General features: G+C 69.5%; 27 protein-coding genes. 19 read left to right on the forward strand and 8 right to left on the reverse strand.

Annotated features, from left to right (window positions below):
- Nucleotides 1-28 precede the first annotated feature (28 nt).
- The 4 genes from tipF (at nucleotide 29) to AC07NS_RS01225 (ending at nucleotide 3,419) form a co-directional block, all read left to right on the forward strand.
- On the forward strand, nucleotides 29-1,300 hold the full coding sequence (gene tipF, locus AC07NS_RS01210; RefSeq protein ID WP_494600828.1) for a flagella assembly cyclic-di-GMP phosphodiesterase TipF: 1,272 nt from the start codon (nucleotides 29-31) through the stop codon (nucleotides 1,298-1,300).
- Between the two features lie 144 nt (nucleotides 1,301-1,444).
- Nucleotides 1,445-1,912, forward strand: coding sequence for a nuclear transport factor 2 family protein (locus AC07NS_RS01215; RefSeq protein ID WP_494600829.1), 468 nt, complete (start codon nucleotides 1,445-1,447; stop codon nucleotides 1,910-1,912).
- 71 nt (nucleotides 1,913-1,983) lie between these two features.
- The gene (locus AC07NS_RS01220) at nucleotides 1,984-2,736 is read left to right on the forward strand and encodes a methylated-DNA--[protein]-cysteine S-methyltransferase (protein ID WP_494600831.1); all 753 of its coding nucleotides are present in this window, start codon (nucleotides 1,984-1,986) and stop codon (nucleotides 2,734-2,736) included.
- Entirely contained in the window at nucleotides 2,682-3,419 is a 738-nt protein-coding gene (locus tag AC07NS_RS01225) for a 2OG-Fe(II) oxygenase (protein ID WP_494601841.1), read from the forward strand. Before AC07NS_RS01220 ends, AC07NS_RS01225 begins: the two co-directional genes overlap by 55 nt.
- 270 nt (nucleotides 3,420-3,689) lie before the next feature.
- On the opposite strand, the gene AC07NS_RS01230 is transcribed toward AC07NS_RS01225, so the two are convergent.
- Complete coding sequence (locus AC07NS_RS01230; protein ID WP_494600832.1) at nucleotides 3,690-4,853, reverse strand: YadA-like family protein; 1,164 nt, start codon at nucleotides 4,851-4,853, stop codon at nucleotides 3,690-3,692.
- 289 nt (nucleotides 4,854-5,142) lie between these two features.
- On the opposite strand from AC07NS_RS01230, the gene AC07NS_RS01235 reads away from it, so the two are divergent.
- From AC07NS_RS01235 to AC07NS_RS01245, 3 genes are all read left to right on the forward strand, one after another.
- Nucleotides 5,143-6,003, forward strand: coding sequence for a TIGR01459 family HAD-type hydrolase (locus AC07NS_RS01235; RefSeq protein ID WP_494600833.1), 861 nt, complete (start codon nucleotides 5,143-5,145; stop codon nucleotides 6,001-6,003).
- 62 nt (nucleotides 6,004-6,065) lie between these two features.
- Nucleotides 6,066-6,485, forward strand: a complete 420-nt coding sequence (locus AC07NS_RS01240) for a MaoC family dehydratase (protein ID WP_494600834.1) — start codon at nucleotides 6,066-6,068, stop codon at nucleotides 6,483-6,485.
- Between the two features lie 14 nt (nucleotides 6,486-6,499).
- Nucleotides 6,500-7,441 (forward strand): bifunctional riboflavin kinase/FAD synthetase, encoded by a 942-nt coding sequence (locus tag AC07NS_RS01245; protein WP_110119099.1) that lies wholly within the window; start codon nucleotides 6,500-6,502, stop codon nucleotides 7,439-7,441.
- A gap of 173 nt (nucleotides 7,442-7,614) precedes the next feature.
- Here the strand turns inward: AC07NS_RS01245 and AC07NS_RS01250 are convergent, their stop codons facing one another.
- Nucleotides 7,615-8,919: an acyl-CoA dehydrogenase family protein gene (locus AC07NS_RS01250; RefSeq protein WP_494600836.1), complete on the reverse strand. Its 1,305-nt coding sequence runs from the start codon at nucleotides 8,917-8,919 to the stop codon at nucleotides 7,615-7,617.
- Between the two features lie 168 nt (nucleotides 8,920-9,087).
- On the opposite strand from AC07NS_RS01250, the gene AC07NS_RS01255 reads away from it, so the two are divergent.
- The 3 genes from AC07NS_RS01255 (at nucleotide 9,088) to AC07NS_RS01265 (ending at nucleotide 12,321) form a co-directional block, all read left to right on the forward strand.
- Nucleotides 9,088-9,678, forward strand: a complete 591-nt coding sequence (locus AC07NS_RS01255) for a GNAT family N-acetyltransferase (RefSeq protein ID WP_110119092.1) — start codon at nucleotides 9,088-9,090, stop codon at nucleotides 9,676-9,678.
- 144 nt (nucleotides 9,679-9,822) lie between these two features.
- On the forward strand, nucleotides 9,823-11,040 hold the full coding sequence (locus AC07NS_RS01260) for a hypothetical protein (protein WP_494600839.1): 1,218 nt from the start codon (nucleotides 9,823-9,825) through the stop codon (nucleotides 11,038-11,040).
- An 84-nt stretch (nucleotides 11,041-11,124) separates the two neighbouring features.
- Nucleotides 11,125-12,321: a hypothetical protein gene (locus tag AC07NS_RS01265; protein ID WP_494600841.1), complete on the forward strand. Its 1,197-nt coding sequence runs from the start codon at nucleotides 11,125-11,127 to the stop codon at nucleotides 12,319-12,321.
- Nucleotides 12,322-12,489: 168 nt separating this feature from the next.
- Here the strand turns inward: AC07NS_RS01265 and AC07NS_RS01270 are convergent, their stop codons facing one another.
- Complete coding sequence (locus AC07NS_RS01270) at nucleotides 12,490-12,885, reverse strand: VOC family protein (protein ID WP_494600843.1); 396 nt, start codon at nucleotides 12,883-12,885, stop codon at nucleotides 12,490-12,492.
- Between the two features lie 110 nt (nucleotides 12,886-12,995).
- Here AC07NS_RS01270 and AC07NS_RS01275 point away from each other — a divergent pair, with 110 nt between their 5' ends.
- Nucleotides 12,996-14,213: a hypothetical protein gene (locus AC07NS_RS01275; RefSeq protein WP_494600845.1), complete on the forward strand. Its 1,218-nt coding sequence runs from the start codon at nucleotides 12,996-12,998 to the stop codon at nucleotides 14,211-14,213.
- Nucleotides 14,214-14,379: 166 nt separating this feature from the next.
- Here AC07NS_RS01275 and mutL read toward each other — a convergent pair whose 3' ends face one another.
- Entirely contained in the window at nucleotides 14,380-16,320 is a 1,941-nt protein-coding gene (gene mutL, locus AC07NS_RS01280) for a DNA mismatch repair endonuclease MutL (RefSeq protein ID WP_494600847.1), read from the reverse strand.
- Nucleotides 16,321-16,453: 133 nt separating this feature from the next.
- Here mutL and AC07NS_RS01285 point away from each other — a divergent pair, with 133 nt between their 5' ends.
- Nucleotides 16,454-17,452: a TraB/GumN family protein gene (locus AC07NS_RS01285; RefSeq protein WP_494600849.1), complete on the forward strand. Its 999-nt coding sequence runs from the start codon at nucleotides 16,454-16,456 to the stop codon at nucleotides 17,450-17,452.
- A gap of 36 nt (nucleotides 17,453-17,488) precedes the next feature.
- The gene (locus tag AC07NS_RS01290; protein ID WP_494600851.1) at nucleotides 17,489-18,436 is read left to right on the forward strand and encodes a TraB/GumN family protein; all 948 of its coding nucleotides are present in this window, start codon (nucleotides 17,489-17,491) and stop codon (nucleotides 18,434-18,436) included.
- On the opposite strand, the gene AC07NS_RS01295 is transcribed toward AC07NS_RS01290, so the two are convergent.
- Together AC07NS_RS01295 and AC07NS_RS01300 are read right to left on the reverse strand one after the other, a co-directional pair.
- On the reverse strand, nucleotides 18,433-19,512 hold the full coding sequence (locus tag AC07NS_RS01295; RefSeq protein WP_494600853.1) for a S1C family serine protease: 1,080 nt from the start codon (nucleotides 19,510-19,512) through the stop codon (nucleotides 18,433-18,435). The genes AC07NS_RS01290 and AC07NS_RS01295 overlap by 4 nt on opposite strands.
- A gap of 91 nt (nucleotides 19,513-19,603) precedes the next feature.
- Complete coding sequence (locus AC07NS_RS01300; protein WP_494600855.1) at nucleotides 19,604-20,626, reverse strand: hypothetical protein; 1,023 nt, start codon at nucleotides 20,624-20,626, stop codon at nucleotides 19,604-19,606.
- Between the two features lie 302 nt (nucleotides 20,627-20,928).
- Here AC07NS_RS01300 and AC07NS_RS01305 point away from each other — a divergent pair, with 302 nt between their 5' ends.
- A complete protein-coding gene (locus AC07NS_RS01305) occupies nucleotides 20,929-21,444 on the forward strand; it encodes a methylated-DNA--[protein]-cysteine S-methyltransferase (protein ID WP_494600857.1) in 516 nt (171 codons plus the stop codon).
- Nucleotides 21,445-21,644: 200 nt separating this feature from the next.
- Here AC07NS_RS01305 and AC07NS_RS01310 read toward each other — a convergent pair whose 3' ends face one another.
- The gene (locus AC07NS_RS01310) at nucleotides 21,645-22,073 is read right to left on the reverse strand and encodes a DUF4345 family protein (RefSeq protein ID WP_494600859.1); all 429 of its coding nucleotides are present in this window, start codon (nucleotides 22,071-22,073) and stop codon (nucleotides 21,645-21,647) included.
- A 37-nt stretch (nucleotides 22,074-22,110) separates the two neighbouring features.
- Complete coding sequence (locus AC07NS_RS01315) at nucleotides 22,111-22,494, reverse strand: VOC family protein (RefSeq protein ID WP_494600861.1); 384 nt, start codon at nucleotides 22,492-22,494, stop codon at nucleotides 22,111-22,113.
- A 202-nt stretch (nucleotides 22,495-22,696) separates the two neighbouring features.
- Between AC07NS_RS01315 and groES the strand changes: the two genes are divergently transcribed.
- The 5 genes from groES to AC07NS_RS01340 all read left to right on the forward strand — a co-directional run bounded on the left by groES (nucleotide 22,697) and on the right by AC07NS_RS01340 (nucleotide 26,942).
- The gene (groES, locus tag AC07NS_RS01320; protein ID WP_110119081.1) at nucleotides 22,697-22,987 is read left to right on the forward strand and encodes a co-chaperone GroES; all 291 of its coding nucleotides are present in this window, start codon (nucleotides 22,697-22,699) and stop codon (nucleotides 22,985-22,987) included.
- A gap of 60 nt (nucleotides 22,988-23,047) precedes the next feature.
- Nucleotides 23,048-24,691 (forward strand): chaperonin GroEL, encoded by a 1,644-nt coding sequence (groL, locus tag AC07NS_RS01325; RefSeq protein ID WP_494600862.1) that lies wholly within the window; start codon nucleotides 23,048-23,050, stop codon nucleotides 24,689-24,691.
- Between the two features lie 165 nt (nucleotides 24,692-24,856).
- The gene (locus tag AC07NS_RS01330; RefSeq protein WP_494600864.1) at nucleotides 24,857-25,687 is read left to right on the forward strand and encodes a TonB family protein; all 831 of its coding nucleotides are present in this window, start codon (nucleotides 24,857-24,859) and stop codon (nucleotides 25,685-25,687) included.
- Between the two features lie 31 nt (nucleotides 25,688-25,718).
- Nucleotides 25,719-26,030: a hypothetical protein gene (locus AC07NS_RS01335; protein WP_101715081.1), complete on the forward strand. Its 312-nt coding sequence runs from the start codon at nucleotides 25,719-25,721 to the stop codon at nucleotides 26,028-26,030.
- Nucleotides 26,031-26,258: 228 nt separating this feature from the next.
- Nucleotides 26,259-26,942 carry a Fe2+-dependent dioxygenase gene (locus AC07NS_RS01340; RefSeq protein WP_494600867.1) on the forward strand — a complete coding sequence of 228 codons (684 nt, stop codon included), beginning with the start codon at nucleotides 26,259-26,261 and terminating at the stop codon, nucleotides 26,940-26,942.
- Nucleotides 26,943-26,969 lie beyond the last annotated feature (27 nt).

Here is a 26,969-nt window from a genome sequence, read left to right on the forward strand (position 1 = left end):
TTTTGCAAGCGATTCGTAGGGACCTGAAATGCGAAGGCTAAAGCTGGCTCTTCTGACCGGCGCCTATCTCTGCCTGGCTCTGATCGTCTCCCTGCTGCTGTGGCGCATGGGTGCGACCCCCGCTGTCGGCCTCTCGGCCTTCATCGGGTCGCTGGGCCTGTGCTTCGCGTTCCACGGCATCATCAGCAACGTGTTCGACAACGCCCAGCTGAAGCTGGACATCGAGACCGTGCGCGAGGCCCATTCCATCCTGGTCGAGCAGATCGAGAAGATCGACGCGCGCATGACCAACCTCGTCGAGACGGTCGCCGAGGACGCCGAGAAGCGCTCGGCCGAACTGACCAGCGAGGTCCACCAGCTCGAAGACCTGATGCAGCGCATGAGCGAGCGCCTGGAAAGCCAGCTGACCCATCAGGTCGCGGCCGCCCGTCACAGCGCCAGCGCCAACGCCCGCGTCGCCGCCCCGGTCAACGCCATGCTGGAGATCGTCCAGGACGCCCTGGCCGAGAACCGCGTCGACCTCTACCTGCAGCCGGTCGTCAGCCTGCCCCAGCGCCGCACCGTCTTCTACGAGAGCTTCTCGCGCCTGCGCGACGAGACCGGCCGCGTGATGATGCCGGCCGAGTACCTGGCCGTCGCCGAGTCCGAGGGCCTGATGACGGCCATCGACAACCTGCTGCTGTTCCGCTGCGTGCAGATCGTCCGCCGCCTGGCCAAGCAGGACCGCAAGGTCGGCATCTTCTGCAACATCTCGCTGGCCAGCCTGGCCGACGAAAGCTTCTTCCCGCAGTTCCTCGAGTTCCTGCAGGGCCACAAGGACCTGGCCGGCTCGCTGATCTTCGAACTGGGCCAGACCGCCTTCAACCAGCGCGGCCCGGTCGAGGCCCGCCACATGGCCCGCTTGGCGAGCCTGGGCTTCCAGTTCAGCCTCGACAAGATCGTCGATCTGGACCTCGACTTCCAGGATTTGGCCCGCGCCGACGTCAAGTTCGTCAAGGTCGGCGCCGAGATGATCCTCGAGCAGCTGGAAGAGCAGGACGGCAAGCTGGTGCTGAGCTCGCTGCCCGACCTGAACGCCGCCGACTTCGCCGCCCTGATGCGCCGCTACGGCGTCGAGGTGATCGCCGAGAAGGTCGAAAGCGAACGCCAGATCGCCGAGATCCTCGATCTCGACATCGGTTACGGCCAAGGCCACCTGTTCGGCGAGCCGCGGGCCATCCGCGACGCCGTCCTGGCCGAGACCGCCCCGCCGGCCGACTTCGTCCAGGCCCCGCTGCGCCGCCGCGCCGCCAACTGGTAGGCCTTCCAGAAAACTGATCCCCTTCGACCGCCGTCCGGGCCACCGGGCGGCGGTTTCGCATTAAGCCTGCGTCATGAGCCGGAATTCACTCGGCTCTTCTCCCCTGCCCAGCCAAGCTCCTCCCGAACGTGCAAGGAGGGGATCATGCGCAAGGCGATGATGGCGGCGGCGCTGCTGGCGGCGATGGGCGGAGCGAGCGCGGCATGGGCGGCCGAGCCATCGCTGACCGAGACGATCACGGCCCAGGACCGCAGGGTCTTCGACGCCTACAACGCCTGCGACCTGGAAACCTTCGGCGCGGCCTTCGCGCCCGACGTCGAGTTCTACCACGACGAGGGCGGCGTCACCTGGGAGCGCCAGTCGGTGATCAACAACACCCGCAAGTACATCTGCGGCAAGGTGCGGCGCGAACTGGTCCCCGGCACGCTGCGCATCTATCCGATCAAGGGCTTCGGCGCGGTCGAGGAGGGCGAGCACCGCTTCTGCCAGAAGGACCAGGGCTGCGCCGGCATCGCCAAGTTCGTCATCGTCTGGAAGCAGGAGGGCGACAACTGGATCGCCACGCGGGTGCTCAGCTACGGCCATCGCACGGCCACCGCGGAAGAACGCTGAGACCGCAAGCATCGGAATGACGGGCGCCAGCGACGGCGCGATGGTGGGCTCAGATCCGAAAGGAGCCCGACATGACCACCGCCCACTCCCCTTCCGCCTACCCCACCGACGACGCCCGCTGGGCGGCGATCGAGCGCCGCGACCGCGCCGCCGACGGCGCCTTCTTCTGCGGCGTGCGCACCACCGGCGTCTATTGCCGCCCCAGTTGCTCGGGACGCCCCCTGCGCAAGAACGTCGCCTTTTACGACACCCGCGAGGCCGCCCGGGCGGCGGGCCTGCGTCCCTGCCTGCGCTGCCGGCCCGACGAGCCGATCGAAACCCTCAGCTACGGCTTCGGCGACACGCCCTTGGGCCTGGCCCTGGCCGCGACCTCCGAAACGGGCCTGGCCCTGCTGATCATGGGATGGGACCGCGCGGAGATGCGCGAGGACCTGGCCGCCCGCTTCCCCCGCGCCCGCCTGCTGGAGGATGACGCGGCCGCCGGCCCCGCCCTCGCCGCCCTGGTCGCCGCCATCGACAGCGGCCGCCCGGGCGACCTGGCGCTCCCCCTGGCGCTCGACGAGCGCGGCACCGACCTGCAGCGCGCCGTCTGGAAGGCCTTGCGCGACATCCCGGCCGGAACCACCGCTTCCTACGCGCAAGTTGCGCGCGCCATCGGCCGGCCCTCGGCCGTGCGGGCCGTGGCCCAGGCCTGCGGGGCCAATCCGGTCGCGGTGCTGACGCCCTGCCACCGGGTGGTGCGCTCGGACGGCGGGCTTTCCGGCTATCGCTGGGGCGTCGAGCGCAAGCAGGCCCTGCTGGCCCGGGAAGGCGCCGCAGCGTGAATTTGGACTGGACCCGCATCGCCGCCGAACTCGACGCCCGCGGCTGGGCGACCACGGGCCCGGTGCTGACGCCGGAGACCTGCGGCCGCCTGGCCGGGCTCTATGCCGAGGAGGCCCCGTTCCGCAGCCGGGTGGTCATGGCCCGCCACGGCTTCGGGCGCGGCGAGTACAAGTACTTCGCCTATCCGCTGCCCGACACGGTGCAGAAGCTGCGGGCCGGCCTCTATCCGCCGCTGGCCCGCATCGCCAACGGCTGGATGCAGCGGCTGGGCGAGGAGCGCCGTTTTCCAGGCGACCTGGACGCCATGCTCGACCGCTGTCACGGCGCGGGCCAGGCGCGGCCGACACCGCTGCTGCTGACCTACGGCCCGGGCGACTACAACTGCCTGCACCAGGACCTCTACGGCGAGCACGTCTTCCCCCTGCAGGCCGCCTTCCTGCTGGACCAGCCGGGGCGCGACTTCGAGGGCGGCGAGTTCGTGCTGGTCGAGCAGCGCCCCCGCCAGCAGTCGGCCGCCCAGGTCGTGCCCCTGGCCCAGGGCGAGGGCGTGATATTCGCCGTGCGCGAACGGCCGGCGGAGGGCTCGCGCGGCGTCCATCGCCGGATCCTGCGCCACGGCGTCAGCGAGGTGCGATCCGGAACGCGGCGCACCCTGGGCGTGATCTTCCACGACGCGGCTTGACGACGCGCCGCATTCGGAGTTCCGCCACCTACCTCCGAGCATCCCTGCGAAGGCGGGGATCCAAGCCGAACCCGCCGCCCGGTCCCGAACCGCGCCCCCTCCTGAAAGTCAGCTTGGGTCCCCGCCTTCGCGGGGAGAGACGGACTCGGAGGGCGTTTGGGGAAACACCCCCGCTTTCGATACGAAAAGGCCCCGGAGCAAGCTCCGGGGCCCTGTCGTTTCACGCCTTCTGCGTGGCTGACGCTTCTGCGCTCCGGTTACCCGGGCAGATTACCAGGCGAAGCCGACGCTGCCGCCGCTCATCACGTCGCGGCCCGTGGCCGAGAAGCCGACGTTGTAGCTGACGGCGCGGCTGTTGTGCGAGTAGCCCACGGCGATGGCGCCCTGGCCGCGATAGCCGCCGACGGCCACGGCCAGACGGTTGGTCAGGCCCGCGCCCTGGCCGGCGTTGTTGGCGGCCATCATCGACATGGCCGAGCTCATGGCGCCCACGCCGTTCAGGCGGCTGGAGACCTCGTTGATGCGGTTGTCCATCTGGGTGGCCAGGGTGTCGACGCGCCAGTCGGTGTAGGCGTTGGCGGCGGTCAGCGTCGCGGCGGCCTTGGTGTCGGTATAGGCGTTGGCCGAGCTCAGGGTCGTGGCGGCGGTGGCCGTGGTGAAGGCGTTGGCCGTGGTCACGGCGGCGGCGGCGGCCGTATCGGTATAGCTGTTCGCCGTCGTCACCGCGGCCGCGGCGGCCGTGTCAGTGTAGGCGTTGGCGGTCGTCAGCGTCTGGGACGCGACGGTGTCGGTGTAGCTGTTGGCCGTGGTCACGGCGGCGGCGGCCACCGTGTCGGCGTAGGTGTTGGCGGTCGAGGTGATGCTGGCCACGGCCGTGTCGGTGTAGGCGTTGGCGCTGGACAGGGTCGAGGCGCTGTAGCTTTCCAGCTGCCCCAGGTTCACCGCGTCGGTGCTGTTGACGCCGTCCGAGACGTTGGTGATGCGGCGGGTCGAGGTCGAGGTGCCGACCGAGACGGTGTTGTCTTCATCGGCGACCGAGCCGTAGCCGATGGCGACGCTGTTGGTTCCCGTGGCGGAAGCGTAGGCGCCGAGCACCGAGCTGTAGTCGCCGGTCGCCGAGGAATAGTTGCCGACGACGGTCGAGTATTCGCCCGAGGCCTCGCCGTGCGCGCCGATCTGGATCGCGGCCGTGCCGCTGGCGACGGCGCCGTGGCCGATCGCCAGGGCGTGATAGCCGCTGGCCGTGGCGCTGGCGCCCAGGGCGTTGGCGTAGTCGCCGCTGGCCGTGGCGTACTCGCCGACGGCGGCGGTGTCATAGCCCGTGGCGGTCGCGCCGGTGCCGGCCGTGGTTTGAGCAAAAGCGCCTTGAGCGGCAAAGATCGAGATCACGACGGCCGAGCAGAAAAGAGCCGACTTCTTAGCAACGTTACGCACTATACTAACTCACTTACAAAATAGGCTCGGAATTCTTCCGCTGCCCCCCTGCCGATGAGAAATAGTCGCCATTTCTTATTGTAAGGTGAATCGCAAATTATTAAATTCCGTAGATAAATTACCTATAATAACGAACAGCGTTACTTCCCATTTTGGGCGAAATACCTATCAACAGAAGCTGTTGATATCTTGACGGGTGATCACCACATGCGAAGCGCGGCTGTGCGCCCTCCGGCTCGCCGCTCGCCCGCCATTGACGCTCGGACTCTCGCCCGGTACCCGCCCTGCCATGATCGACTTTCCCGCCGGCCTCTCCGCCCTGACCGACCGCTACGACGTTGTGCTCTGCGACGTGTGGGGCGTGATCCACAACGGGGTGCGCAACTTCCCGGAAGCCTGCGACGCCCTGGAGCGCTTCAACCGCGACCACGGCCCGGTGGTGCTGATCTCCAACGCCCCCCGCCCCTCGGCCGACGTGCTGTCGCAGCTGGACGGCCTGAAGGTGCAGCGCGAGGCCTGGAGCGCCTTCGTGACCAGCGGCGACGCCACGCGCTCGCTGCTGACGCCCCAGGCCGGCAAGAAGGTCTGGAAGGTCGGCCCCGACCGCGACGCGCCGCTGTGGGCGGGCCTCGACCTGACGCTGGCCGGCTGCGAAGACGCCGACTTCATCCTGTGCTCGGGTCTCTATGACGACGAGACCGAAGTCCCCGAGGACTATCGCGACCGCCTGAAGATCGCCGCCGATCGCGGCCTGCTGTTCATCTGCGCCAATCCCGACCGGGTGGTGCAGCGCGGCGACAAGCTGATCTACTGCGCCGGCGCCCTGGCCGACCTCTATGAGGAACTCGGCGGCAAGGTGGTGATGGCCGGCAAGCCGTTCGCGGCGATCTACGACCTGGCCCTGGCCCAGGCCGAGCGCCTGAAGGGCGGCCCGGTGGATCGCTCGCGCGTGCTGTGCATCGGCGACGGCGTCATCACCGACGTGCTGGGCGCCGAGAACCAGAAGCTGGCGTGCCTGTTCATCGCCAAGGGCATCCATGGCGAAAAGGCCATCGGCGCCGACGGCCTGCTGTCGCCCGAGGCCGTGGCCCAGCTGCTGGCCGCCGAAAGCGTCGGCGCGACCCACGCCATCGCCGATCTGGTCTGGTGAACCCCGCCCGGCGCGCTACAAAGCCCGTCTAAGAGCAATAAGAACGCAGGATCGGGGATCGCATGGGTCTCTTTCTCGAGGACTTGAGCGTCGGCCAGAGCGCCGAACTCAGCCGCACCGTGGGCGAGGCCGACATCCAGGCCTTCGCCGACGTGACCGGCGACACCAACCCCGTCCACCTCGACGCCGACTATGCGGCGACCACCAGCTTCGGCGAGCGCATCGCCCACGGCATGCTGTCGGCCGGCTACATCTCGGCGGCCCTGGGCACCAGCCTGCCGGGTCCCGGCGCGGTCTATCTGTCGCAATCGCTGAACTTCAAGCGGCCGGTGCGCATCGGCGACACGGTCGTGGTCAAGGTGGCGGTCACCGCCATCGACGAGGCCAAGGGCCGCGTCACCCTCTCCACCACCTGCATCGTCGGCAAGAAGGCCGTGGTCGACGGCGAGGCCGTGGTCCTGGTTCCGAAGAAGGGCGCCTGAGCATGGATCCGCGCGTGCGTCTGAAGATCGTCCACGGCTGGAAGGACGTGGCGCCCGAGGAGAAGGGCGCGGCCGTGGCGCTGGGCAATTTCGACGGCGTCCATCGCGGCCACCAGCAGGTGATCGCTGAGGCCGCCCGGGCCGCGCGCGAACTGAAGGTCCCGCTGGGCGTGGTCACCTTCGATCCGCACCCCCGGCGCCTGTTCCGCCCCACCGAGCCGGCCTTCCGGCTGATGACGGTCGAGCAGCAGGCCCGCCTGCTCAGCGACCTGGGCGTCGACTTCCTCTACCTGCTGCCGTTCGACTTCGAGATGGCCACGCTGGACGACCGGGCCTTCGCCGAGCGCGTGCTCCACGACGGCCTGGGCATCCGCCACGTCGCCGTCGGCTTCGACATCTCGTTCGGCAAGGGCCGCACCGGCAGCCCCGAGGCGATGAAGGCCTATGGCGAGGAGCTGGGCTTCTCGGTCTCGGTCGCCGAGCCCGTGGCCAACCGCGACGGCGAGAAGTTCTCGTCCACCGGCGTGCGCGAGGCCCTGCGGGCCGGCAAGCCCGAGGAAGCCGCCCGGATCCTGGGTCGCCCCTTCGCCATCGAGGGCGTGGTGCGGCGCGGCCAGCAGCTGGGCCGCCAGCTGGGCTTCCCCACCGCCAATGTCGAGATCGTCGACTATGTGGTGCCCAAGCTCGGCGTCTACGCCACCCGCACCCGCCTGCCCGACGGCCGGGTGATCCCGGGCGTCGCCAACCTCGGCAACAATCCGACCACCGGCGAGGTCGAGACCCGGCTGGAGACCTGGCTGTTCGACTTCGACGAGGACCTCTACGGCCAGGTCATCGAAACCCAGCTGATCGCCTTCCTGCGCCCGGAACTGAAGTTCGACAGCATCGAGCTGATGATCGACCAGATCCGCTGCGACGAGACCCAGGCGCGGGCGATCGTCGCGCCGGGGTTCTGATCCTTCTCCCCTTGCGGGAGAAGGTGTCGGCGAAGCCGACGGATGAGGGGTCTCTCAGACATCAAAAACGCCGCGACAGCTGACCAGCCGTCGCAGCGTTTCTGTTCGTGCACCCCCTCACCCGACCTCCCTCCGGGAGGCCACCCTCTCCCGCAAGGGGAGAGGGATCGGCGCTAACGAATCCCCGGCACGTGGAGGGCGGCTTCCCGCTCGGCCTTCTGCTTGAAGGCCAGGTCGCCGTACTTGGCGTATTCCATCCGCGCGATCGTGCGGCAGTGCACCTCGTCGGGGCCGTCGGCCAGGCGCAGGGTGCGGATGCCGGCATAGAGCTTGGCCAGGCCGAAGTCGGTGGTGACGCCGCCGCCGCCGTGGGCCTGGATGGCGTCGTCGATGACCTTGAGCGCGATGCGCGGGGCGGCGACCTTGATCATGGCGATCTCGAGCCGGGCGGCCTTGTTGCCGGCCTTGTCCATCATGTCGGCGGCCTTCAGGCACAGCAGGCGGCACATCTCGATGTCGATGCGGGCCTCGGCGATGCGCTGCTCCCACACCGACTGCTCGGAGATGTACTTGCCGAAGGCCTTCCGGGTCATCAGGCGCTTGACCATCTTCTCCAGCGCCACTTCGGCGGCGCCGATGGTGCGCATGCAGTGGTGGATGCGACCGGGGCCAAGGCGGCCCTGCGCGATCTCGAAGCCGCGCCCTTCGCCCAGGATCAGCCCGTCCTCGACCGGCACGCGGACGTCCTTCAGGATCACCTCGGCGTGGCCGTGCGGGGCGTCGTCGAAGCCGAACACCGGCAGCATGCGCACCACCTCGATGCCCGGCGCGTCCAGCGGCACCAGGATCTGGCTCTGCTGCTGGTGGGTGGAGGCGGTCGGATCGGTCTTGCCCATGACGATGGCGACCTTGCAGCGCGGATCGCCCACGCCCGAGCTCCACCACTTGCGGCCGTTGATCACGTAGTCGTCGCCGTCGCGCTCGATGCGGGTCTCGATGTTGGTGGCGTCGGAGCTGGCCACCTCCGGTTCGGTCATCAGGAAGGCCGAGCGGATCTGGCCGTTCATCAGCGGCCGCAGCCAGCGCTCCTTCTGCGCCAGCGTGCCGTAGCGCATCAGCACTTCCATGTTGCCGGTGTCGGGCGCCGAGCAGTTGAAGACCTCGGAGGCGAAGCCGATCTTGCCCAGTTGCTCGGCGATCAGGCTGTATTCGAGGTTGGTCAGCTGCACGCCCTCGAACTCGAAGGTGTCGTCGACATGCACCTGGCCGCTGTGCGGCGGCATGAAGAAGTTCCACAGGCCGGCGGCCTTGGCCTTGCCCTTCAGCTCCTCCAGCACCTGGACGACCTTCCAGCGCTGGTCGGCGGGAACGTCCATCTCGGCTTCGTAGGTCGGGATCGCCGGCCGCACGTGTTCCTCGATGAAGGCGTTCACCCGGTCGAGGAATTCCCGCTGACGGGGAGAGATGTCGAAGTCCATGGCGTTCCCGATCCCTGGTTCAAACACTTGTTTGAAGGAGTTGTAACACCGAGTTTACGGGCGCGGCAAGCGGGCGATGCGGGACCATTTTGAACGATCCCGCCGCTTCGGCGCCGGATCCTCGCCTGGCGGCTTGTCACGCGCCCGCTCCTGACGGAAAACACCGGCATGAACCTGACCATCAAGCCCCTCGAAGGCCGCTACGTCCGGCTGGAGCCCGTCACCCCCGAACTGCGCGACGAGCTGCGCGGCGCCATCGACTGCGATCCCGAAAGCTGGGAGATCATGTCGGTCAACGGCTGCGGCGAGGGCTTCGAGGACTGGTGGGGCGCCCTGCTGGGCGAGAGCGACCGGGGCGAGCGCATCGGGTTCGCCATCCGCCGCAAGTCGGACGGCAAGATCGTCGGCACCTCGAGCTATCTGAACATCCGCCGCCTGCACAAGGGCCTGGAGATCGGCTCGACCTTCCTGCACCCCAGCGCCCGCTCGGGCCCGGTGAACCCGGAGTCCAAGCGCCTGCTGCTGGGCCACGCCTTCGACTCCGGCGTCATCCGCGTGGAGTTCAACATCGACGTCCGCAACGCCCGCAGCCAGGCCGCGGTCGAGAAGCTGGGCGCCAGCAAGGAAGGCGTGCTGCGCAGCCACAAGATCACCTGGACCGGCCACGTGCGCGACACGGCCGTGTTCTCGATCACCGATTTCGACTGGCCGGGCGTCAAGCAGCGCCTTGAGTTCCGCCTCAGCGAGGACTTCGTCTGAGCCTGTCGCGGCGGGTCGTCGTCAGGTAGAGCTTCCGGCTATCGCGACAACCTGCCGCACCTATACCTGCGCGAAATAAGAAAAACCGACGTTATCCTTGCTTTGTAAGGATTTCGCCAAGCATTGGCCGTCAGATTGACGACCATGACGGCCATTGCCTGCCTGCGTATCCTGCTCACCGCCGCGGAGACGGCGGGCGCCAGCGTCCCCCCCACCCAAGTGGAGGTCGCGGCCGACCTTTATCTCAAGCATCGCTGGAAGGCCCCGCGCCGCTACGGCGTCGTCGCGCCCCTGGCCTTCGTGCTGGCCGACACCAAGGCCGAGCAGCTTGATCCTACCGAGATGCAGGCCCTAGCCATTGAGCTGGAGACCTCGCTGTTCCCCGGCCGCAAGAGCGGCCAGGTCTGTCTCATGACCTTCGAGGGCGACGAGAACGCCGTGCTGCAGTTCGCCAGCCTGTCGCAAGGCGAACTGGCGGGCCTGATGGCCGGCCGCGGCTATTCCGGCGCGCCGGGCCACGTGCAGGTGATCACCGCCGAAGAGATCCGCGCGGTGCCCAGCGCTCCGGCCGCCGCGCCCGAGCCGGCGCCCGCCCCCGCGAAAGCCGCCGCCAAGCCGGCCGCCCCTGTCCGCCCCATCACGCCCGTCGCGCCGGCCAAGGCCGCCGCGCCGCTGACCACCGGCTGGAGCGCCATCTACCATCTGCCCGGCGAGACCGTGGTCGGCGCCTTGCTGGGCCACAAGGCCGACCTGGCCGCCCCGCGTCCGACCGAGGATTCCGACCTGCTGGCCCGCGACCTCACCGGTCTCAACGACGCCCAGTTCGGCTTTCCGACGGTCAAGAACGGCGACGGCGCGCTGTTCCTGCCGCTCAGCTTCTGGAACCTGACCACCCCGGCGTCGCAGGAGGCCTACAAGCGCCGGCTGTCGCGCTTCCCGCTCGACCTGCAGCCGCGCCTGGGGGCCAGCGTCTACGACACCCCGCGCGAGCCCTCGATGGGCCTGCTGCAGCAGATCCGCGGCTTCCTGCAGGGCTCGTTCGCCTATATCGACCTCTGCATCTCCGACCCGAACTTCCCGGTGAACACCCTGCCCGGCGACATAGCCTCCAGCATCTCGCTGGAACTGGGCGACGAGTCCGACGCCGAGCGGATCAAGGCCATCGCCCTCTTCGCCTCGCGCCAGTCGATCTATCGCGGCAAGGGCGTGCGCCAGGCGGTGCTGGGCGTGCGTAGCGCCAAGGAGCTGGACGCCTGCCGCGCCGCCGGCCTGCGCTTCGCCGCCGGTCCGGCGGTCAGCGCCCTGCTCGACAAGCCGCCGGCCCTGGGCGCGGCCCAGGAACTGCCGCTGCGGGCCGCCTAGGCGCACTCGGAAACCGGCGTTCGCGACGCTGGGTCGCAGCTGACCTATAACGCGTGATAACCTCGCTCGCGCAACCTGCGCGACATGACCGCCATCGCCTGCCTGAAGGTCTTCGTCGGGGACGATCCCGCCGAGACCGAGCGTAACGCCGCCCTCGTGGCCAAGGTCGCCGCAGAGCACCTGAAGACCGCCTGGACGGCGCCCCGCCGCCATGGGCTGGTGGCCCCGTTCTCGTTCGTGCTGGCCGACCCGCGCGCCACGCGGCTGGACGCCCGCGAGTTGCAGGCCCTGGCCCGCGCCCTCCAGCACCGCCTGTTCGGCGACGACGACGCCGGCGAGATCGTCATGCTGATGTTCGAAGGCGACCAGCACGAGGTCATGCGCTTCGCCGGCCTGCCCGCCCGCCAGCTGACCCTGCTGCTGTCCGGCGAGGAAGACGCCTCCCTGGCCGGCCGCGTCTGCCGCATCACCCCGCGCGAGGTGCGCTCGGTCATGCCGATGGGCGGACCGGTCACCGGCGTGCCGACCATGGAGGCCCTGGCCCGCCTGTGCCCCCGCCCCCTGCCGGCCCGCGTCGCCTGGCGCGGCGTCTATCACACCGGCCGCCAGCTGTTCGTCGGCAACGTCGCCGTGTGGCGCGAGGCGGGCCACGCCGGCGTCGCCTACGAGACCTATGTCGACGGCCAGCGCGCCCTGCACGACATGGCGATCCTCAAGGGCGCGATCGCCGCCCTGGGCCCCAACACCGGCGTCGCCTACGTGCCGATCGGCTTCTCGTCGGTGCTCAAGCCTGGCCTGCGCGCCGAGCTGGAAAGCCGCCTGCGCGCCCTGCCCGGCGACCTGCGCGGACGGCTGGCGGCGGGCGTCTACGGCGTGCCCCGCGCACCGTCCCTGGCCGCCCTGGGCCAGCTGAAGGCGTTCCTGGATCCCTATTTCAGCCGACTGGACCTGCGGGTCAGCGACCCGGCCTTCCAGGTCGAGGACCTGCCGCCGACCCTGGCCGCCAGCATCACCTTCAACCCCGAGGGCGACACCGAGGCCAACCGCCTGGCCGCCATCGCCCGCTTCCTCAAGGACGCCCCGCTCTATCGCCGCCGCCAGGTCTGGCAGGGCGTCAGCGACCTGCGCAGCCCGCGCGAACTGGCCGCGGCCCTGGACCAGGGCGCGTCCTTCGTCAGCGGCGGCATGGTCACCGAACTGCTGGAAGCGCCGACCACTGTCGCGCCCTACCCGCGCGGTCAGCTGCCGCTCTACGGCTGGACCGCCGAGGCGGCGGCCTAGGGTCCGGCGGCTTCTATCGACCCGCCATTTTTGCACCGAGCATCCCCGCGAAGGCGGGGATCCAAGCCGAGTCCGAAGGCAATCCGCGGCCGCGCCTCACCCGAGAGCCAGCTTGGATCCCCGCCTTCGCGGGGAAGGACGGATTTGGGGGCCATGAGTAACGCCCCCCTAGAACGTGAACACCACGCTGTCGGCCGAGCGTTGGGCCGGGCCGTGGAACACCGCCTCGATGTTGTTGCCGTCGGGATCCCACAGGAAGGCGGCGTAGTAGCCGGGGTGGTAGGGCCGCTCGCCCGGCCCGCCGTTGTCGCGCCCGCCGGCCGCCAGGCCCGCCGCGTGAAAGCGCCGCACGGTGTCCTGGTCCTTGGCCTGGAAGGCCAGATGCACGTGGGTGGCCGGCTCGCCGGCGTCGACCCACAACTCGTCGGCCGACAGGTGGTCCTCGGCGTCGTCGAAGGGAACGTCCAGCGCCTCGAGCACCGCCCGGTAGAAGCGTTTGGTCGCCTCCAGGTCCCTGGCGCGCAGGTGGACATGGTCGATCAGCCGGCCGCGATGGATCTGCATGACGATCTCCTCCCCCGCCACAACGCGTCGGCGAGACCGAGGTTCGTGCGACGTCTGGCCGCAACCTCATAGGCGCCTGTCGGTAACCACCGCGCGCGAAGGTTGCTCCCATGACTGCCGTAGCGTGCTTGAAGATCTTCGTCGGCGACGAACTGCGTTTCGCGGACAACGACGCCATGGCCGCCCTCGTGGCCAAGGTGGCCGGGGCCTATCTGGAAACCACCTGGCTGCATCCGCGCCGCTACGGCCTGGTGGCGCCGTTCACCTTCGTCCTGGCCGATCCCCGCGCCACGCGGCTCGACGCCCGCGAACTTCAGGCCATGGCTCGCGACATGCAGCGCAAGCTGTTCGGCGTCGAGGGCGACGGCGAGGTCAGCCTGCTGCTGGTCGAGGGCGACCAGGCCGAGGTCATGCGCTTTGGCGGCATGTCGCTGGCGGCCGTGCGGGCGCTGATGATCGACGAGGCCTATCCCGAGGGCCTGGGCCGCGTCTGCAAGGTCACGCCCAACGGGGTGGTCTCCCTGGCACCGCCCGGCGGACCGGTGGCCGGCGAGCCGCCGATGGAGGCCCTGTCCAAGATCGTCTCGCGCCCCGAACCGACCGGCCCGCTGGGCTTCCGCGGCGTCTATCACCTGCAACGCGAGCTTTTCGTCGGCAGCGTCGTCGTGCACGCCCTCGTCGAGCGCCACGCCTTCGAGCACGATATCCACGCAGAGGCCGAGGACGCCGACGCCGCGGCCCTGGCGGCCCTGCCCGCCCTGCTGAAGGCCGACGAGGCCGGCGTGATCTTCGTGCCGATCTGCTTCTCCAGCCTGGTCAAGCCGAGCGGCCGCAACCTTCTGACCGTCGGGCTCTCGGCCCTGCCGGCCTCGGCGCGCGGCCGCCTGGCGGCCGGCATCTACGACACCCCGCGCGTGCCGTCGTTCTCGGCGCTGTCGCAGATCAAGTCGTTCCTGGCGCCCTATGTCTCGCGGCTGGACCTGCGGGTGCGCGATCCGGCCTTCCGGGTCGAGGACCTGCCGCCCGACTTCGCCAGCAGCGTCACCCTCGACCTGCCCGACGCCGTCGAAAGCGAACGACTGGCGGCCATCGACCGCTTCATGCGCGAAGGCCCGACCTATCGCCGCAAGCGCATCTGGCAGGGCGTCACCGGCGTTTCCCGCCGGCGCGAACTGCTGGCCTGCGTCGACCACGAGGTGCCGTTCGTCACCGGCCCCGAGGTCACCGACCTGCTGCATGCCCCGGCCACGGTCTCGCCCTTTGCCCGGCCGATGCTGCCGCTGCACGACTGGCACGACGTGCAGTCGTTGGATCCGCAGGTGGCTTAGATCCCTCTCCCCTTGCGGGAGAGGGTGGCCTCCGAAGGAGGTCGGGTGAGGGGTCTCTCAGAACTCGAAACCGCGCAAAGCGGTCAGGCCGGGTGGAGCGTCTCATGTCTGAGAGACCCCTCATCCGGCGCTTCGCGCCACCTTCTCCCGCAAGGGGAGAAGGAAATCAGCGCCGCCCGAACAGCTTCTCGATGTCGGACAGCTTCAGCTCCACATAGGTCGGGCGGCCGTGGTTGCATTGGCCCGAGTGGGGCGTGGCCTCCATCTCGCGCAGCAGGGCGTTCATCTCGGCGGCGTTGAGGCGGCGGCCGGCGCGGACGCTGCCGTGGCAGGCCATGGTCGAGCAGACCTCCTCCAGGCGCTCCTTCAGCGCCAGGGCCTGGCCGTTCTCGGCCAGGTCGTCGGCGATGTCGCGAACCAGGCCCGCCGCGTCGGCCTTGCCCAGCAGGGCCGGCGTCTCGCGCACCAGCACCGCGCCGGGACCGAAGCTTTCGAGCACCAGGCCCAGGGCCGACAACTCCTCGGCGCGGGCGACCACGCGCTCGGCCTCGGCCGGATCCAGTTCGACCACCTCGGGCAGCAGCAGGGTCTGCCGGGCGACGCCGCCGGCCTCCATCTCGTGCTTCATCCGCTCATAGACCAGGCGCTCGTGGGCGGCGTGCTGGTCGACGATGACGACGCCGTCGCGGGTCTGGGCGACGATATAGGTCTCGTGCACCTGGGCCCGCGCCGCGCCCAGCGGGAAGTCGATCGGGTCGAAGGGCTGGCTCGGAGCGTAGTCCTGCGCGGGATAGGCCACCGACGGCGGGGCGTCGTAGCCGCCATAGGCCGCCTCGCGCACCGCCTCGGCGACGCCGCCCCCGAAACCACCGCCGAGCGTCTGATAGGCCTCCTCCGGCCGCGCCTCGTGACGGGCCGAGACGTCCGACAGGCCCGGCAGGTCCATCGGACGCTGGGTCGGCGGCGTCCAGCCGCCCTCGCGCCAAGCGGAGAAACCGGCCGGCGACGGGCCGGGCTGGTAGCCCGGATAGACGTTCTGCGCGCGGATGCTGTCCAGGGCCTGGGCGGCCGTGGTGGTCGAGGCGCGGTGGCCGGCCCCGGCCAGGGCGTGGCGCAGGGCCCCGACGATCAGGCCGCGCACCAGGGCCGGATCCCGGAAGCGCACCTCGGCCTTGGCCGGGTGCACGTTGACGTCCACCTCCGAGGTGTCGAGCGTGACGTAGAGCGCCGCGCTGGGATGGCGGTCGCGGGCCAGGAAATCGGCATAGGCGGCGCGCAGCGCGCCTTGCAGCAGCCGATCGCGCACCGGCCGGCCGTTGACGAACAGGTACTGGTGGGCGGCGTTGCCGCGATTGTAGGTCGGCAGCCCCGCGAACCCCGACAGCCGCACGCCGTCCCGGGTCTGGTCGATCTCCAGGGCGTTGTCCTGGAAGTCGCGGCCCAGCACGGCGGCCAGGCGGGCCAGGCGTCCTTGCGGACCCGGATGCTCGGGCGGCAGGCGCAGGATGCGGCGGCCATCGATGTCCAGCGAAAAGCCCACCGACTCGTGGGCCATGGCCTGGCGCTTCAGCTCCTCGGTGATCGCCTGGGCCTCGGCGCGCTCGGACTTCATGAATTTCAGGCGGGCCGGCGTGGCGTAGAACAGGTCGCGCACCTCGATCCGGGTGCCGTTGTCGCCGGCGAAGGCGGCGGGGGCGACGTCATCGACGCGGCCGCCCTCGACCAGGATCGACCAGGCCTCGCGCTGGCCCTTGGCGCGCGAACTGATCTGCAGCCGCGCCACCGAGCCGATCGACGGCAGGGCCTCGCCGCGGAAGCCCATGGTGTGGATGCGCAGCAGGTCCCACAGGCCCTCGTCGTCGGGGGCCAGCTTGGAGGTGGCGTGGCGCTCGATGGCGACGGGCAGTTCCTCGGCGCTCATGCCGCAGCCGTCGTCGGCGACCAGGATCCGGGTCAGGCCGCCGCCGTGGGCTTCCACCTCGATGCGGGTCGCGCCGGCGTCGATGGCGTTGTCGACCAGCTCCTTGATGGCGCTCGCGGGCCGCTCGACCACCTCGCCGGCGGCGATGCGGTTGACGGTCTCGGGCGGCAGGCGGCGGATCGGCATGGAAAACGGACTTTCGGGCGCAGGACGGGCCTGCATTGCGGCGACTTAATTTGACCGCCCCGGTTGAGAACGGTTCAGCTTGCGACGAACCGCCATTCTAGAACGATTCCGAACAAGCCGAGGACGAGAGATAGTGATCCATCGCGTCGCCGCAGCCCCCGCCCTCGCGGCTTTCCTCCTGGCTCTCTGCGCCGGTCCCGCCCTGGCGCAGCAGGCGGTCGACGCCTCCGGCCCGATCAACCTCCAACGGGTCGATCCCAACGAGAACCTCGTCGAGGAGCTGATCGTCAACGCCCGCCTGCCCGGTCCGGCCTGGTGGAAGGTCAGCGACGGCGACACCACCGTCTACGTGCTGGGCGTGCCGGCCATGGTCCCCACCAGCACACGGGCCGAGGAGTCGGTGCTGCGTCGCCGGCTGGACGGGGCCAACGTGCTGATCATGGGCCAGGAGGCCGATATCAGCGTCGTGCGCATGATCTCCCTGGCCATGGGCGGCCGCAAGCTGTTCGTCTCCGAGCGGCCGATGCGCCAGACCCTGCCGCCGGACCTGCGCGCGCGGCTCGAGACCCAGCTGAAGAAGGCGAAGATGAAGCCGGACTCGATGGACGACACCAAGCCCGCCTTCGCCGGCTTCCTGGTCGCCAACAGCCAGGAGGGCAGCGTCTCGATCAGCGTCGGCGGCGTCACCGATCGCATCCGCGACATCGCCAGGAGCAAGGACATCGCCAAGCGCCCCCGGATCCAGAACCTTTCGAACTACAGTCTGGCCGACGCCATCAAGACCCTGGCGACCGCGCCGCAGCCCCTGCAGCTGCTGTGCCTGGACGCCGGCCTGCGCCAGGCCGAGAGCGGCGAAGGCGGCATCAAGATCACCGCCCAGCGTTGGGCGGAAGGCCAGGTGCGGGACGTGGTCGCCGCCGATCGCGGCTTCCAGCGCTGCCTGGACTCGACCCCGTCGATCGCCCGCGAACTGCGCGACGGCCGCGACGACGCCGTGAAGGCCATCGAGGCGGCCCTGAAAAGGCCGGGCAAGGCCGTCGCCGTCATCGAACTGCGCTCGTTGCTGGCCCAGGATGGGGTGCTCGACCAGCTGCGGGCCAAGGGCCTGAAGGTCTCCACGCCGGACGAGTGACGTCGGGCGAAGAGCGCACAACGAGGGGGAAGAGCGTTGCGGAAGCTGATCCTGGCCATGACCGGCCTGATGGCGCTGGCGGCCGCCTCCGGCGTGCGCGCCCAGGCCATCGACGACCCCGAGGCCAATGTCGTCGAGGAACTGGTGGTCAACGCCAGGCTGCCGGGTCCGGCCTGGTGGAAGGTCAGCGACGGCGACACCACGGTCTACATCCTGGGCGTCCCGGGCGCTGTTCCCAAGGGCATGACCTGGGACACCTCGGTGCTCGAGCGGCGGCTCGACGGCGCCTTCGTTCTGCTGACCCCCGCCATCGCCAAGGCGGGGGTGACCGACCTGCCGGCCTTGCTGTCGATGCGCGGCAAGCTGAAGGCCGACCGGCCGCTCGACGCGGTCGCGCCGGACCTGGCCCCACGCATGGCCAGGGCCTGGGCGGCGACGGGCCGCACCGACGACGACTGGAAGGACTGGAAGCCGCTCGGGGCCGGACTGATGCTGCTGGGCGCCTCGCGCAAGACGAACGGCCTCACCGACTCCGAGCCCGACCGCACGATCGAGAGGCTGGCCCGCAAGCACAAGGTCAGAGCGCGACGGGCCGCCGTCTACAAGGCCGTGCCGATGATCAGGGCCCTGGTTAAGCAGCATTCCGACGCGGCCGGCCTGATCTGCCTGGAGGGTGCGCTGGCCGAGGTCGAGGCCGGTCCCGAACCGTTGCGCAAGGCCGCCCGGGCCTGGGCCGACGGCGACGTGCGATCCGCCGTCTACGCCCCGCGCGAAAGCCGGCGCTGCATCATGGCCCTGCCCGGCATGGCCGACGACTTCCGCAAGATGTCCGACGCCCAGGTCGAGGCGGTGGCCGACGCCATGAAGACGCCCGGCAAGGCGGTGGCGGTGTTCTCGCTGCGCGGTCTGGTCGCCGAGGACGGGGTGCTCGAGAAACTGAAGGCCCGGGGTTTCAAGGTGACCACGCCCGACGGCGCGAACTAGCCGCCCCTGCGCCGCAGCCGAGGCGTGATGGTCGTGGTCATCAGCCGGCCCTCGCGGATCAGCACGAAGGCCGTCGGCACGTCGATGCAGGCGTGGTCGAGCACCCGCAGCATGTCGTCGAGACCGGTCAGCGGGCGTTCGCCGGCCTTGATCAGAAGGTCGCCGGCCCGCACCCCGGCCTTGGCGGCGGGGCCGCCCGGGTCGGCCTGGGCGACGAACACCGCATAGCCCTGGGTGACGCCAGTCGAGCGGGCCAGCAGCGGCGGCACCGGCGCCTGCTGGGCGACGACGCCGATCGAGGCCCGCCGCACCTGGCCGTGGGCCAGAAGCTCGCCGATCACGAAGCGGGCGGTGTTGGCGGCCACGGCGAAGCACAGGCCCGGATAGCCGACGATGACGGCGGTCGCCACGCCCACCACCTCGCCGTTGGAGGCCACCAGCGGTCCGCCGCTGTTGCCGGGATTGAGGGCCGCGTCGGTCTGGATCAGGTCCTCGATCAGCCGCCCGCGCTCGCCGCGCAGGGACCGGCCGAGCGCCGAGACCACGCCGGTGGTCACCGTCGCCTCGAAGCCCAGCGGCGCGCCGATGGCGATGACAAGCTGGCCGCGCCGCAGGGCCTTGGAATCGCCCAGCCGCACCGGCGGCAGGTCGACCGGCTGGTCGATCTTCAGCAAGGCCAGGTCGGTGTCGGGATCATCGCCGATGCAGCGCGCCGTCAGGCTGCGGCCGTCGGCGGTGATGACCACGAAGCGGCGCGCGCCCTGCACCACGTGGCTGTTGGTCAGCAGCACCCCGCCCTCGGCGACGGCGAAGCCCGAGCCCACGCCCTGCAGGTTGGGGTCGTCGAGCATCGGGTGGATGCGCACCACGCTGGGGCCGACCGTCTCAACGGCCCGGACCACGGCGTTGGAATAGGCGTCCAGCAGGTCGCCCTCGTCGACCCGGACCGGACGCGCCGGCGGCGTTCCCGCGTCGAACACGAACTGGGCCTCGGCCGGATAGGCCAGGATCTCCCGCGCCCGGGCCGGGCGCGGGCGCCTGGCCCTCGCGAACAGTTCGTACTTCCGAGCCTTCATCCCCGCCCCCCGCCCCCGTCCCCTGGGGCCTGCGCCGGGGGAAAGGTTAACGATGACGGCGTTCGGCGATCAAGCCTTCTTCACGCCCGGCTCAGCGCGAGCCTTCGGCCAGCACCGCCGGCGAGACGCTGGCGACCGGGATCACGAAGCCCTGCGGACGGGGCGGCGGCGAAGGCGCGGCGGCCGGCGCGGGCAGGCCGGCGCCCGCCGCGTCGTTGACGCACTGGGCCGTGTCGATCAGCGCGTGCTGGCCCAGGCAGAAGACGTCCTCGTAGTGCGGACCGGCGACGGCCAGGCACTGGTAGAGGTTCAGCTTGGCGATCTTCATGCAGTAGTTCGCCTTCCGCTCGCTCAGCACCGGGGCCAGGCGCGCCACGTCGGCGTCGCCGGCGGCGTCGAGCACGGCCAGGGCCGCCAGGGCCGCCGAGCGCACCGTCACCGGGGTGAACACGGCGCCGCCCTCGGCGAAGCCGCCGCCGCCCGCGCCGGTCGCGGCCTGGATCAGGCGGCCGGCGTCGTCCTGGCCGGGGGTGAACACCGTGGCCGACAGCTGCTTGACCCGCGCCAGGCGGCCGGCGTTGTCGGCGACCGCGCCCTTGGACCAGGTCTGACGCTGGATGTCGTAGGCCGACTGCTTGACCGACCGGCCGGCCAGCGCCAGGGGCGCGCCCCGCCCTTTCAGGGCGATCTGGGCGCGGGCGGCGGCCAGGCCGACGCCCTCGATCTCGACGACGCTCTCGGGCGAGGCCAGCAGGCGCTCGACCAGGGCTTCGCGCGAGGTCTCGCGGGCGGCGTGGCGCACGCCCTCCAGGAAGGTCGGCTCCTGCAGCGCGGCGATGGCGCCGTAGGCGATCATGCCGGCCTCGAACTGCTCGGCCTTGTAGGCCGCGCCGGCCTTCAGGGCGCTGGCGACGCCATCGCCGTCGGTGAAGGCCGCGGGCGAGATCGCGCCGGCGCCCCGGGTGTAGGTTTCGAAGGCGCTGGCTGCCGCCACCACGTCCTGGGCCAGGCTGACGCCCGGGGCCTCACGCTCCTGGCGGGCGCTCGCCAGCCCACCCACGGCCAGGGCGACCACCGCCGCGCCAGCCACCATCCAATGCTTGTTCCACGCCATGCCCAAAGGCCTCCCGACTTCGAGGGCATTGGGCGGCCGGCGCGGTTGACGACATCGTAATCGGCGTGGTGAATCGACCTTTAACCGACATGTATTCGACCAGTTTTCGCGCGCATAATGTCGCACCTGAACGGCGAAGTTTTCAGTAAGTCAGAGACACGACAAATCTCCAGTCCTTATGTCGACGAACTGACATTCTACAAATGCGACGCAATGCAGCTGGTCATTCAACCGGCGCAAGAGAAACGCAAGGCCGCAAGAAGCGGGCGGACACCGAAGGCTCACCCAGCCATAATGTCGCCATGCCGACGCTGAGCCCTCGCCTCATCCTCGACCGCGCGCCCAGCCCGATAGGCGAGATGCTGCTGGTCACCGACGCGGACGGCCGGCTGCGCGCGGCCGACTTCCACGACCACGAGGATCGCCTGCATCGCCTGCTGCGGCTGCACTACGGCCAGGTCTCGCTGACAGCCGGCCTCGCGCCCACCGCGATCAGAACGGCGCTGACGGCCTATTTCGAAGGGGATCTCCCCGCCCTGTCGACCATCCCCTGGGCGACCGGCGGCACGACCTTCCAGCAAGGCGTCTGGCGGGCTCTGGGCGAGGTGACGGTGGGAACGACCCTGACCTATGCCGGCCTCGCCGCCCGTATCGGACGCCCGGCCGCCGTGCGCGCCGTCGGCGCGGCCAACGGCGCCAACCCGCTCAGCATCGTCGTGCCCTGCCATCGCCTGGTCGGGGCGGACGGGTCATTGACGGGCTATGGCGGCGGGATCGAGCGCAAGGCCTGGCTGCTAGCGCACGAAGGCGCGCGGTAGCGGAGATACGGTTAGCGATTGACGGCTTGCAGCTCTTTCTGATCGCCTTCCTGGGCCTTGTGCCCAGGACCCATCGTTCAGCCGCTCAGACCTTTCGAACATGTCCAAGGTCTGAGCGGTCGCCGACATGGACCCTCGCCACAAGGGCGAGGGAGGCGACTATTGATGGTGCTATGAAGCGAGTCCGCCTTTCGCCCCCCCTAGACCAGCATGCTCCCACCAATGCGATGCAGCGGCAGGGTTCCCTGGTTGAAGAACGGCAGGGCCAAGGTGATCCCCATCAGCAGGTCCAGGACGATGCTGCCGTAGTTGAAGCGGCCGCCGGCCTTCTGCAGCAGCATGGAGACGAAACGCCCGAAGGCCGCCCCGAACCAGGCTGTGGCCAGCACCAAGGCCATGGCCGCGCCGGCGCTGGACTGCCAGCCGAGAAAGAGGGCCGCCGCGCCGTGCGAGGCGATCAGCAGGCCGCCGAAGGCCCGCCCCTCGGTGACGGCGGCGCTTTCTTCCTCGCTCTTCAGCCCGGCCAGGCCCAGCATCGAATCCGGCCGCGCCAGCACCAGCCCGCCCAGCACGCCCCCGATCACGCAAGCGACTACGGCCAGGATCAGCGACAGGGCGTAGCTCGACATCAGGGGCGGTCTCCGAAAGGACTCAGACGGGCGGGACTCAGGCGGGCGCGTGGCAGACGGCTTCGACATTGAACCCGTCCGGGTCCAGAACGAAGCCGCCGTAATAGTGTTCGTGGTAATGAGGGCGAAGTCCGGGCGCGCCGTTGTCGGTCCCGCCGGCTTCGAGCGCCGCCGCGTAGAAGGCGTCGACGTCGGCCCGGCTCTTGGCCGCGAAACAGACGTGCAGCTTGCCGCTCGTCCCGCCGCCGCCCGAGATCCAGAACTGCGGACGCTCCGCGCCATAGCCGACCACGTCGACCCCGCCGGTATATTCCTTCGGCACGGCGTAGAGCCGCTTGATCCCCAACGGCGCCAGGGCGGCGTCATAAAAAGCGGCCGAGCGCTCGAAATCGGCGACCCCGAACCCCAGATGATCGAACATCGAAGACCCTCCCTTTTTGGCCCTCCGTTTTCCTGGGCCATTTACCGCGATCGTAAAAAGTTCGCCGGCCTCGTCCTTGACTCCCAGGGGGCCGGCGCCTAACTCGTTCGCGGCGTTGGCGCTCGATGGGAGCGACTGCTAACAGCGACGCTCCCTCGGCTAACGAAGCCTTTTACAGAAACCGTTCCGACGGAGAAGACACATGAAGTTTCGTCCCCTGGGCGACCGCGTCCTCGTGAAGCGCGTCGAAGAAGAAACCACCACCAAGGGCGGGATCATCATCCCCGACACCGCCAAGGAAAAGCCGCAAGAAGGCGAAGTCGTCGCCGTCGGCCCGGGCGCCCGCAACGACAAGGGCGACCTGGTCGCTCTCGACCTGAAGGCCGGCGACCGCATCCTGTTCGGCAAGTGGTCGGGCACCGAAGTGAAGGTCGACGGCAAGGACCTGCTGATCATGAAGGAAAGCGACGTCCTGGGCGTGGTCGAGGCCTAAGCCTCCTCCGCCTTGACGCTTTCTTCCTCCGAAATTTCCTAGATTAGAAAGGCGCCCGACATGGCCGCTAAAGACGTCTACTTCTCCTCCGACGCGCGCGACAAGATGCTGCGCGGCGTGAACATCCTCGCCAACGCCGTGAAGGTGACCCTCGGTCCGAAGGGCCGCAACGTCGTCATCGAAAAGTCGTTCGGCGCCCCGCGCACCACCAAGGACGGCGTCTCGGTCGCCAAGGAAATCGAACTGGCTGACAAGTTCGAGAACCTCGGCGCGCAAATGATCCGCGAAGTGGCCAGCAAGACCAACGACAAGGCCGGCGACGGCACCACCACCGCCACCGTCCTGGCTCAAGCCATCGTCCAGGAAGGCCTCAAGTCGGTCGCCGCCGGCATGAACCCGATGGACCTGAAGCGCGGCATCGACAAGGCCGTCGCCATCGCCGTCGAAGACATCAAGGCTTCGTCGAAGAAGGTCACCACCAACGGCGAAATCGCCCAGGTCGGCACCATCTCGGCCAACGGCGACAAGGAAGTTGGCGAGATGATCGCCAAGGCCATGGACAAGGTCGGCAACGAAGGCGTCATCACCGTCGAAGAAGCCAAGACCGCCGAAACCGAACTCGACGTCGTCGAAGGCATGCAGTTCGACCGCGGCTACCTGTCGCCGTACTTCATCACCAACGCCGACAAGATGGAAGTTCAGCTCGAAGAGCCGCTCATCCTGCTGTTCGAAAAGAAGCTGTCGTCGCTGCAGCCGCTGCTGCCGGTGCTGGAAGCCGTCGTCCAGTCGGGCCGCCCGCTGGTGATCATCGCTGAAGACGTCGAAGGCGAGGCCCTGGCCACGCTGGTCGTCAACAAGCTGCGTGGCGGCCTGCGCGTCGCCGCCGTCAAGGCTCCGGGCTTCGGCGACCGCCGCAAGGCCATGCTGGAAGACATCGCCATCCTGACCGGCGCTCAAGTCGTGTCGGAAGACCTGGGCATCAAGCTCGAGAACGTGTCGCTCGACATGCTCGGCCGCGCCAAGAAGGTCTCGATCACCAAGGACGACACCACCATCGTGGACGGCGTCGGTGAGAAGGACGCGATCGAGGCCCGCATCGCCCAGATCAAGCGCCAGATCGAAGACACCACCTCGGACTACGACAAGGAAAAGCTGCAAGAGCGTCTGGCCAAGCTGGCCGGCGGCGTCGCGGTCATCCGCGTCGGCGGTTCGACCGAAGTCGAAGTGAAGGAAAAGAAGGACCGCGTCGACGACGCCCTCAACGCGACCCGCGCGGCCGCCGATGAAGGCATCGTCCCCGGCGGCGGCACCGCCCTGCTGAAGGCCTCCAAGGCCCTGGCCGGCGTCACCGGCGACAACGACGACCAGACGGCCGGCATCGCCATCGTCCGTCGCGCCCTGCAGGCCCCGATCCGTCAGATCGCCGAAAACGCCGGCGTCGAAGGCTCGATCGTGGTCGGCAAGATCCTGGAAAACGACAGCAGCTCGTTCGGCTTCAACGCCCAGACCGAGCAGTACGTCGACCTGGTGACCGACGGCGTCATCGACCCGGCCAAGGTCGTGCGCACCGCCCTGCAGAACGCCGCCTCGGTGGCCGGCCTGCTGATCACCACGGAAGCCGCGATCGTCGAAGCCCCCAAGAAGGGCGGCGCTGCTCCGGCCGGCGGCGGCATGCCGGGCGGCATGGGCGACATGGACTTCTAAGAAGTCCGGTCAGCACCAGCTGAACCAAAGAGAAGGGCGGGGCCGCGAGGCTCCGCCCTTTTTCTTTGCGCCTGACGGGCGGGCGGCGACGACCGCTGGCATCAAGGTTGCCTCTACCGCCGCGCTCCACTAGCAAACCCTCTCGAGGACGTCGGGGGACGGGTGATGGGCTTGCTGATCGCGGCGATGATGATGGCGGCGGCGACCGCCGGCGCGGACTGTCCGGCCGGGGGCGATCCGTCCATTCCGCGGGTCCGCGCCAACTGGAAGACGCCCCTATCGGCCGACAGCGTCATGTGGGCCTATCCGCCCCAGGCCGTGGCCACCCGCCAGGGCGGCAGGGCCGTGATCCAGTGCACGATCGACTCGCTGGGCAAGGCGACCGAATGCTTCGTCGTCTCCGAGACGCCGACCGGATTCGGCTTCGGCGAAGCCGCTGCCAGTCTTCGCCCCCTGATGGAGTTCATGCCCGAACGCCGCTGCGGCAAGCCGACCTCGTCCACCGTGACGATCCCCATCACCTTCTCGCCCCCGCCGGAGCGCAAGGTCGCCGCCGGTCCGATGCCCGCGCTGGCTGACCAACTGCTCGGCCGCCGCCTGGCGCTGGCCCTGCGCATCGGCGACGACGCGGAAGCCGAGCTGATGGCCTACGGCGCCACCATGCTCTATCGCACCGACAAGCCCGTACCGCCCGAGCAGCGGCGCGCGCTGTACGAGATGCTGCAGGAAACGCGCCCCAAGGCCCGCCAGATCGTGGTCGAGGCCGCGGGCGTCGCCCTGGCCCGCGAGATGAGCTCGGCCGACCTGGAAGCCGCCGTCGCCTTCTACGAGGGTCCGGTCGGACAAGCCCTGGTGCGGGCTCAGGGAAACTTCCGCTACCAGGCCGGCAACGAGGCCCAGGCGGCCGGGGTCTCGATCCGCAACCTGCTCGACACACAGTTCTGCGCGATCACCGCGATCTGCAAGGACGAGACCGGTCCCGCGCACGGCAATTGAACCTGGGCCGCCGGACCGCTACATCCGGCCCATGTTCCGACAGCGCCCCGACGCCGACATGATCCCCCAGGGCTGGGTGATCGCCGTGATGGTCGAGGTTCCCGGCGAACGCACGCCCGTCCCGCACTACTTCGCCGTCGGCAAGGCCGACCGGGCCCTGGCCGAATGGGCGGCGACCGACCTGGCCCAGCAGGCCGGCACCATCGCCTCCAGCCCCGTCGACGGCCGCGAACCGGTCGACGCCATGCGCCAGATCCTCGCCTACCGCATGCGCGAGCTGGGCTTGAAGACCGGCGAGGCGCGGGCGCTGGGGGACAAATATCCGAGGCGTTGGTTGTTCTAGATCAGGGAACCTCCCCCTGTGGGGGAGGCGATCGCGCAGCGATCGGTGGGGGGAGTAGTTGCGAAACCACCCACCGCCCCGAAAGCTGAAACCGGCCCCCCCCACCGGCCTTCGGCCGCCTCCCCCACAGGGGGAGGTTCCTTACGCAATCTTCTGCGAGCCGTTCGCATTGCCCAGCGCCGCCTCAGGCCCTAAAGCCTGAGCACGAGACGACGAAGGCCGACCGCCATGATGCTGCAGATCCCCGACGTGCTGAGCCCCGATGAAGTCGCGCACTGCCGCGCGATCATCGACGCCGCCCCGTGGGTCGACGGCAACGCCACCTCGGGCTTCCAGGCGGCCATGGCCAAGAACAACCAGCAGCTGCCGCAGGACGGCGCGGCCGCCCGCGAGGTCGGGGCGATCATCGTCCAGGCCCTGCAGAGCAATCCGCTGTTCGTCTCGGCCGCCCTGCCCCACACCATCCTGCCCCCGCTGTTCAACCGCTATGGCGAAGGCATGGGCTTTGGCGACCACGTCGACAACTCGATCCGCCGCAATCCCGCGACCGGCGCCCAGATCCGCACCGACCTGTCGGCCACCCTGTTCCTGACCGACCCCGACGACTACGACGGCGGCGAACTGGTGGTCGAGGACACCTACGGCAGCCATCTCGTCAAGCTGCCGGCCGGCTCGCTGATCCTCTACCCGGCCTCCAGCCTGCACCACGTGACCACGATCACGCGCGGCGCGCGCACGGCCAGCTTCTTCTGGATTCAGAGCCTGGTGCGCGACGACGCCAAGCGCGCCCTGCTGCTCGACATGGACGTCTCGATCCAGCGCCTGGCCAGCCAGGTTGGCCAAGGCGACGCGTCGGTGCTGTCGCTGACGGGAACCTACCACAACCTGCTGCGGATGTGGGCCGAGGTATAAACCCCTCTCCCGTGGGGAGAGGGTAAG

The organism is Caulobacter sp. GW821-FHT10A10, assembly GCF_059415745.1.

Excerpts from the sequence above, each read along its gene's own strand:
- AC07NS_RS01220 (WP_494600831.1), top strand. The coding sequence starts at position 1,984 with ATGACCACCGCCCACTCCCCTTCCGCCTACCCCACCGACGACGCCCGC.
- AC07NS_RS01260 (WP_494600839.1), top strand. The coding sequence starts at position 9,823 with ATGACGGCCATTGCCTGCCTGCGTATCCTGCTCACCGCCGCGGAGACG.
- groES (WP_110119081.1), top strand. The coding sequence starts at position 22,697 with ATGAAGTTTCGTCCCCTGGGCGACCGCGTCCTCGTGAAGCGCGTCGAA.
- AC07NS_RS01340 (WP_494600867.1), top strand. The coding sequence starts at position 26,259 with ATGATGCTGCAGATCCCCGACGTGCTGAGCCCCGATGAAGTCGCGCAC.
- AC07NS_RS01315 (WP_494600861.1), bottom strand. The coding sequence starts at position 22,494 with ATGTTCGATCATCTGGGGTTCGGGGTCGCCGATTTCGAGCGCTCGGCC.
- AC07NS_RS01335 (WP_101715081.1), top strand. The coding sequence starts at position 25,719 with ATGTTCCGACAGCGCCCCGACGCCGACATGATCCCCCAGGGCTGGGTG.
- AC07NS_RS01330 (WP_494600864.1), top strand. The coding sequence starts at position 24,857 with ATGGGCTTGCTGATCGCGGCGATGATGATGGCGGCGGCGACCGCCGGC.
- tipF (WP_494600828.1), top strand. The coding sequence starts at position 29 with ATGCGAAGGCTAAAGCTGGCTCTTCTGACCGGCGCCTATCTCTGCCTG.
- AC07NS_RS01300 (WP_494600855.1), bottom strand. The coding sequence starts at position 20,626 with ATGGCGTGGAACAAGCATTGGATGGTGGCTGGCGCGGCGGTGGTCGCC.
- AC07NS_RS01310 (WP_494600859.1), bottom strand. The coding sequence starts at position 22,073 with ATGTCGAGCTACGCCCTGTCGCTGATCCTGGCCGTAGTCGCTTGCGTG.
- AC07NS_RS01240 (WP_494600834.1), top strand. The coding sequence starts at position 6,066 with ATGGGTCTCTTTCTCGAGGACTTGAGCGTCGGCCAGAGCGCCGAACTC.
- groL (WP_494600862.1), top strand. The coding sequence starts at position 23,048 with ATGGCCGCTAAAGACGTCTACTTCTCCTCCGACGCGCGCGACAAGATG.
- AC07NS_RS01295 (WP_494600853.1), bottom strand. The coding sequence starts at position 19,512 with ATGAAGGCTCGGAAGTACGAACTGTTCGCGAGGGCCAGGCGCCCGCGC.
- AC07NS_RS01270 (WP_494600843.1), bottom strand. The coding sequence starts at position 12,885 with ATGCAGATCCATCGCGGCCGGCTGATCGACCATGTCCACCTGCGCGCC.
- AC07NS_RS01215 (WP_494600829.1), top strand. The coding sequence starts at position 1,445 with ATGCGCAAGGCGATGATGGCGGCGGCGCTGCTGGCGGCGATGGGCGGA.
- AC07NS_RS01255 (WP_110119092.1), top strand. The coding sequence starts at position 9,088 with ATGAACCTGACCATCAAGCCCCTCGAAGGCCGCTACGTCCGGCTGGAG.
- AC07NS_RS01305 (WP_494600857.1), top strand. The coding sequence starts at position 20,929 with ATGCCGACGCTGAGCCCTCGCCTCATCCTCGACCGCGCGCCCAGCCCG.
- AC07NS_RS01275 (WP_494600845.1), top strand. The coding sequence starts at position 12,996 with ATGACTGCCGTAGCGTGCTTGAAGATCTTCGTCGGCGACGAACTGCGT.
- AC07NS_RS01235 (WP_494600833.1), top strand. The coding sequence starts at position 5,143 with ATGATCGACTTTCCCGCCGGCCTCTCCGCCCTGACCGACCGCTACGAC.
- AC07NS_RS01250 (WP_494600836.1), bottom strand. The coding sequence starts at position 8,919 with ATGGACTTCGACATCTCTCCCCGTCAGCGGGAATTCCTCGACCGGGTG.
- AC07NS_RS01265 (WP_494600841.1), top strand. The coding sequence starts at position 11,125 with ATGACCGCCATCGCCTGCCTGAAGGTCTTCGTCGGGGACGATCCCGCC.
- mutL (WP_494600847.1), bottom strand. The coding sequence starts at position 16,320 with ATGCCGATCCGCCGCCTGCCGCCCGAGACCGTCAACCGCATCGCCGCC.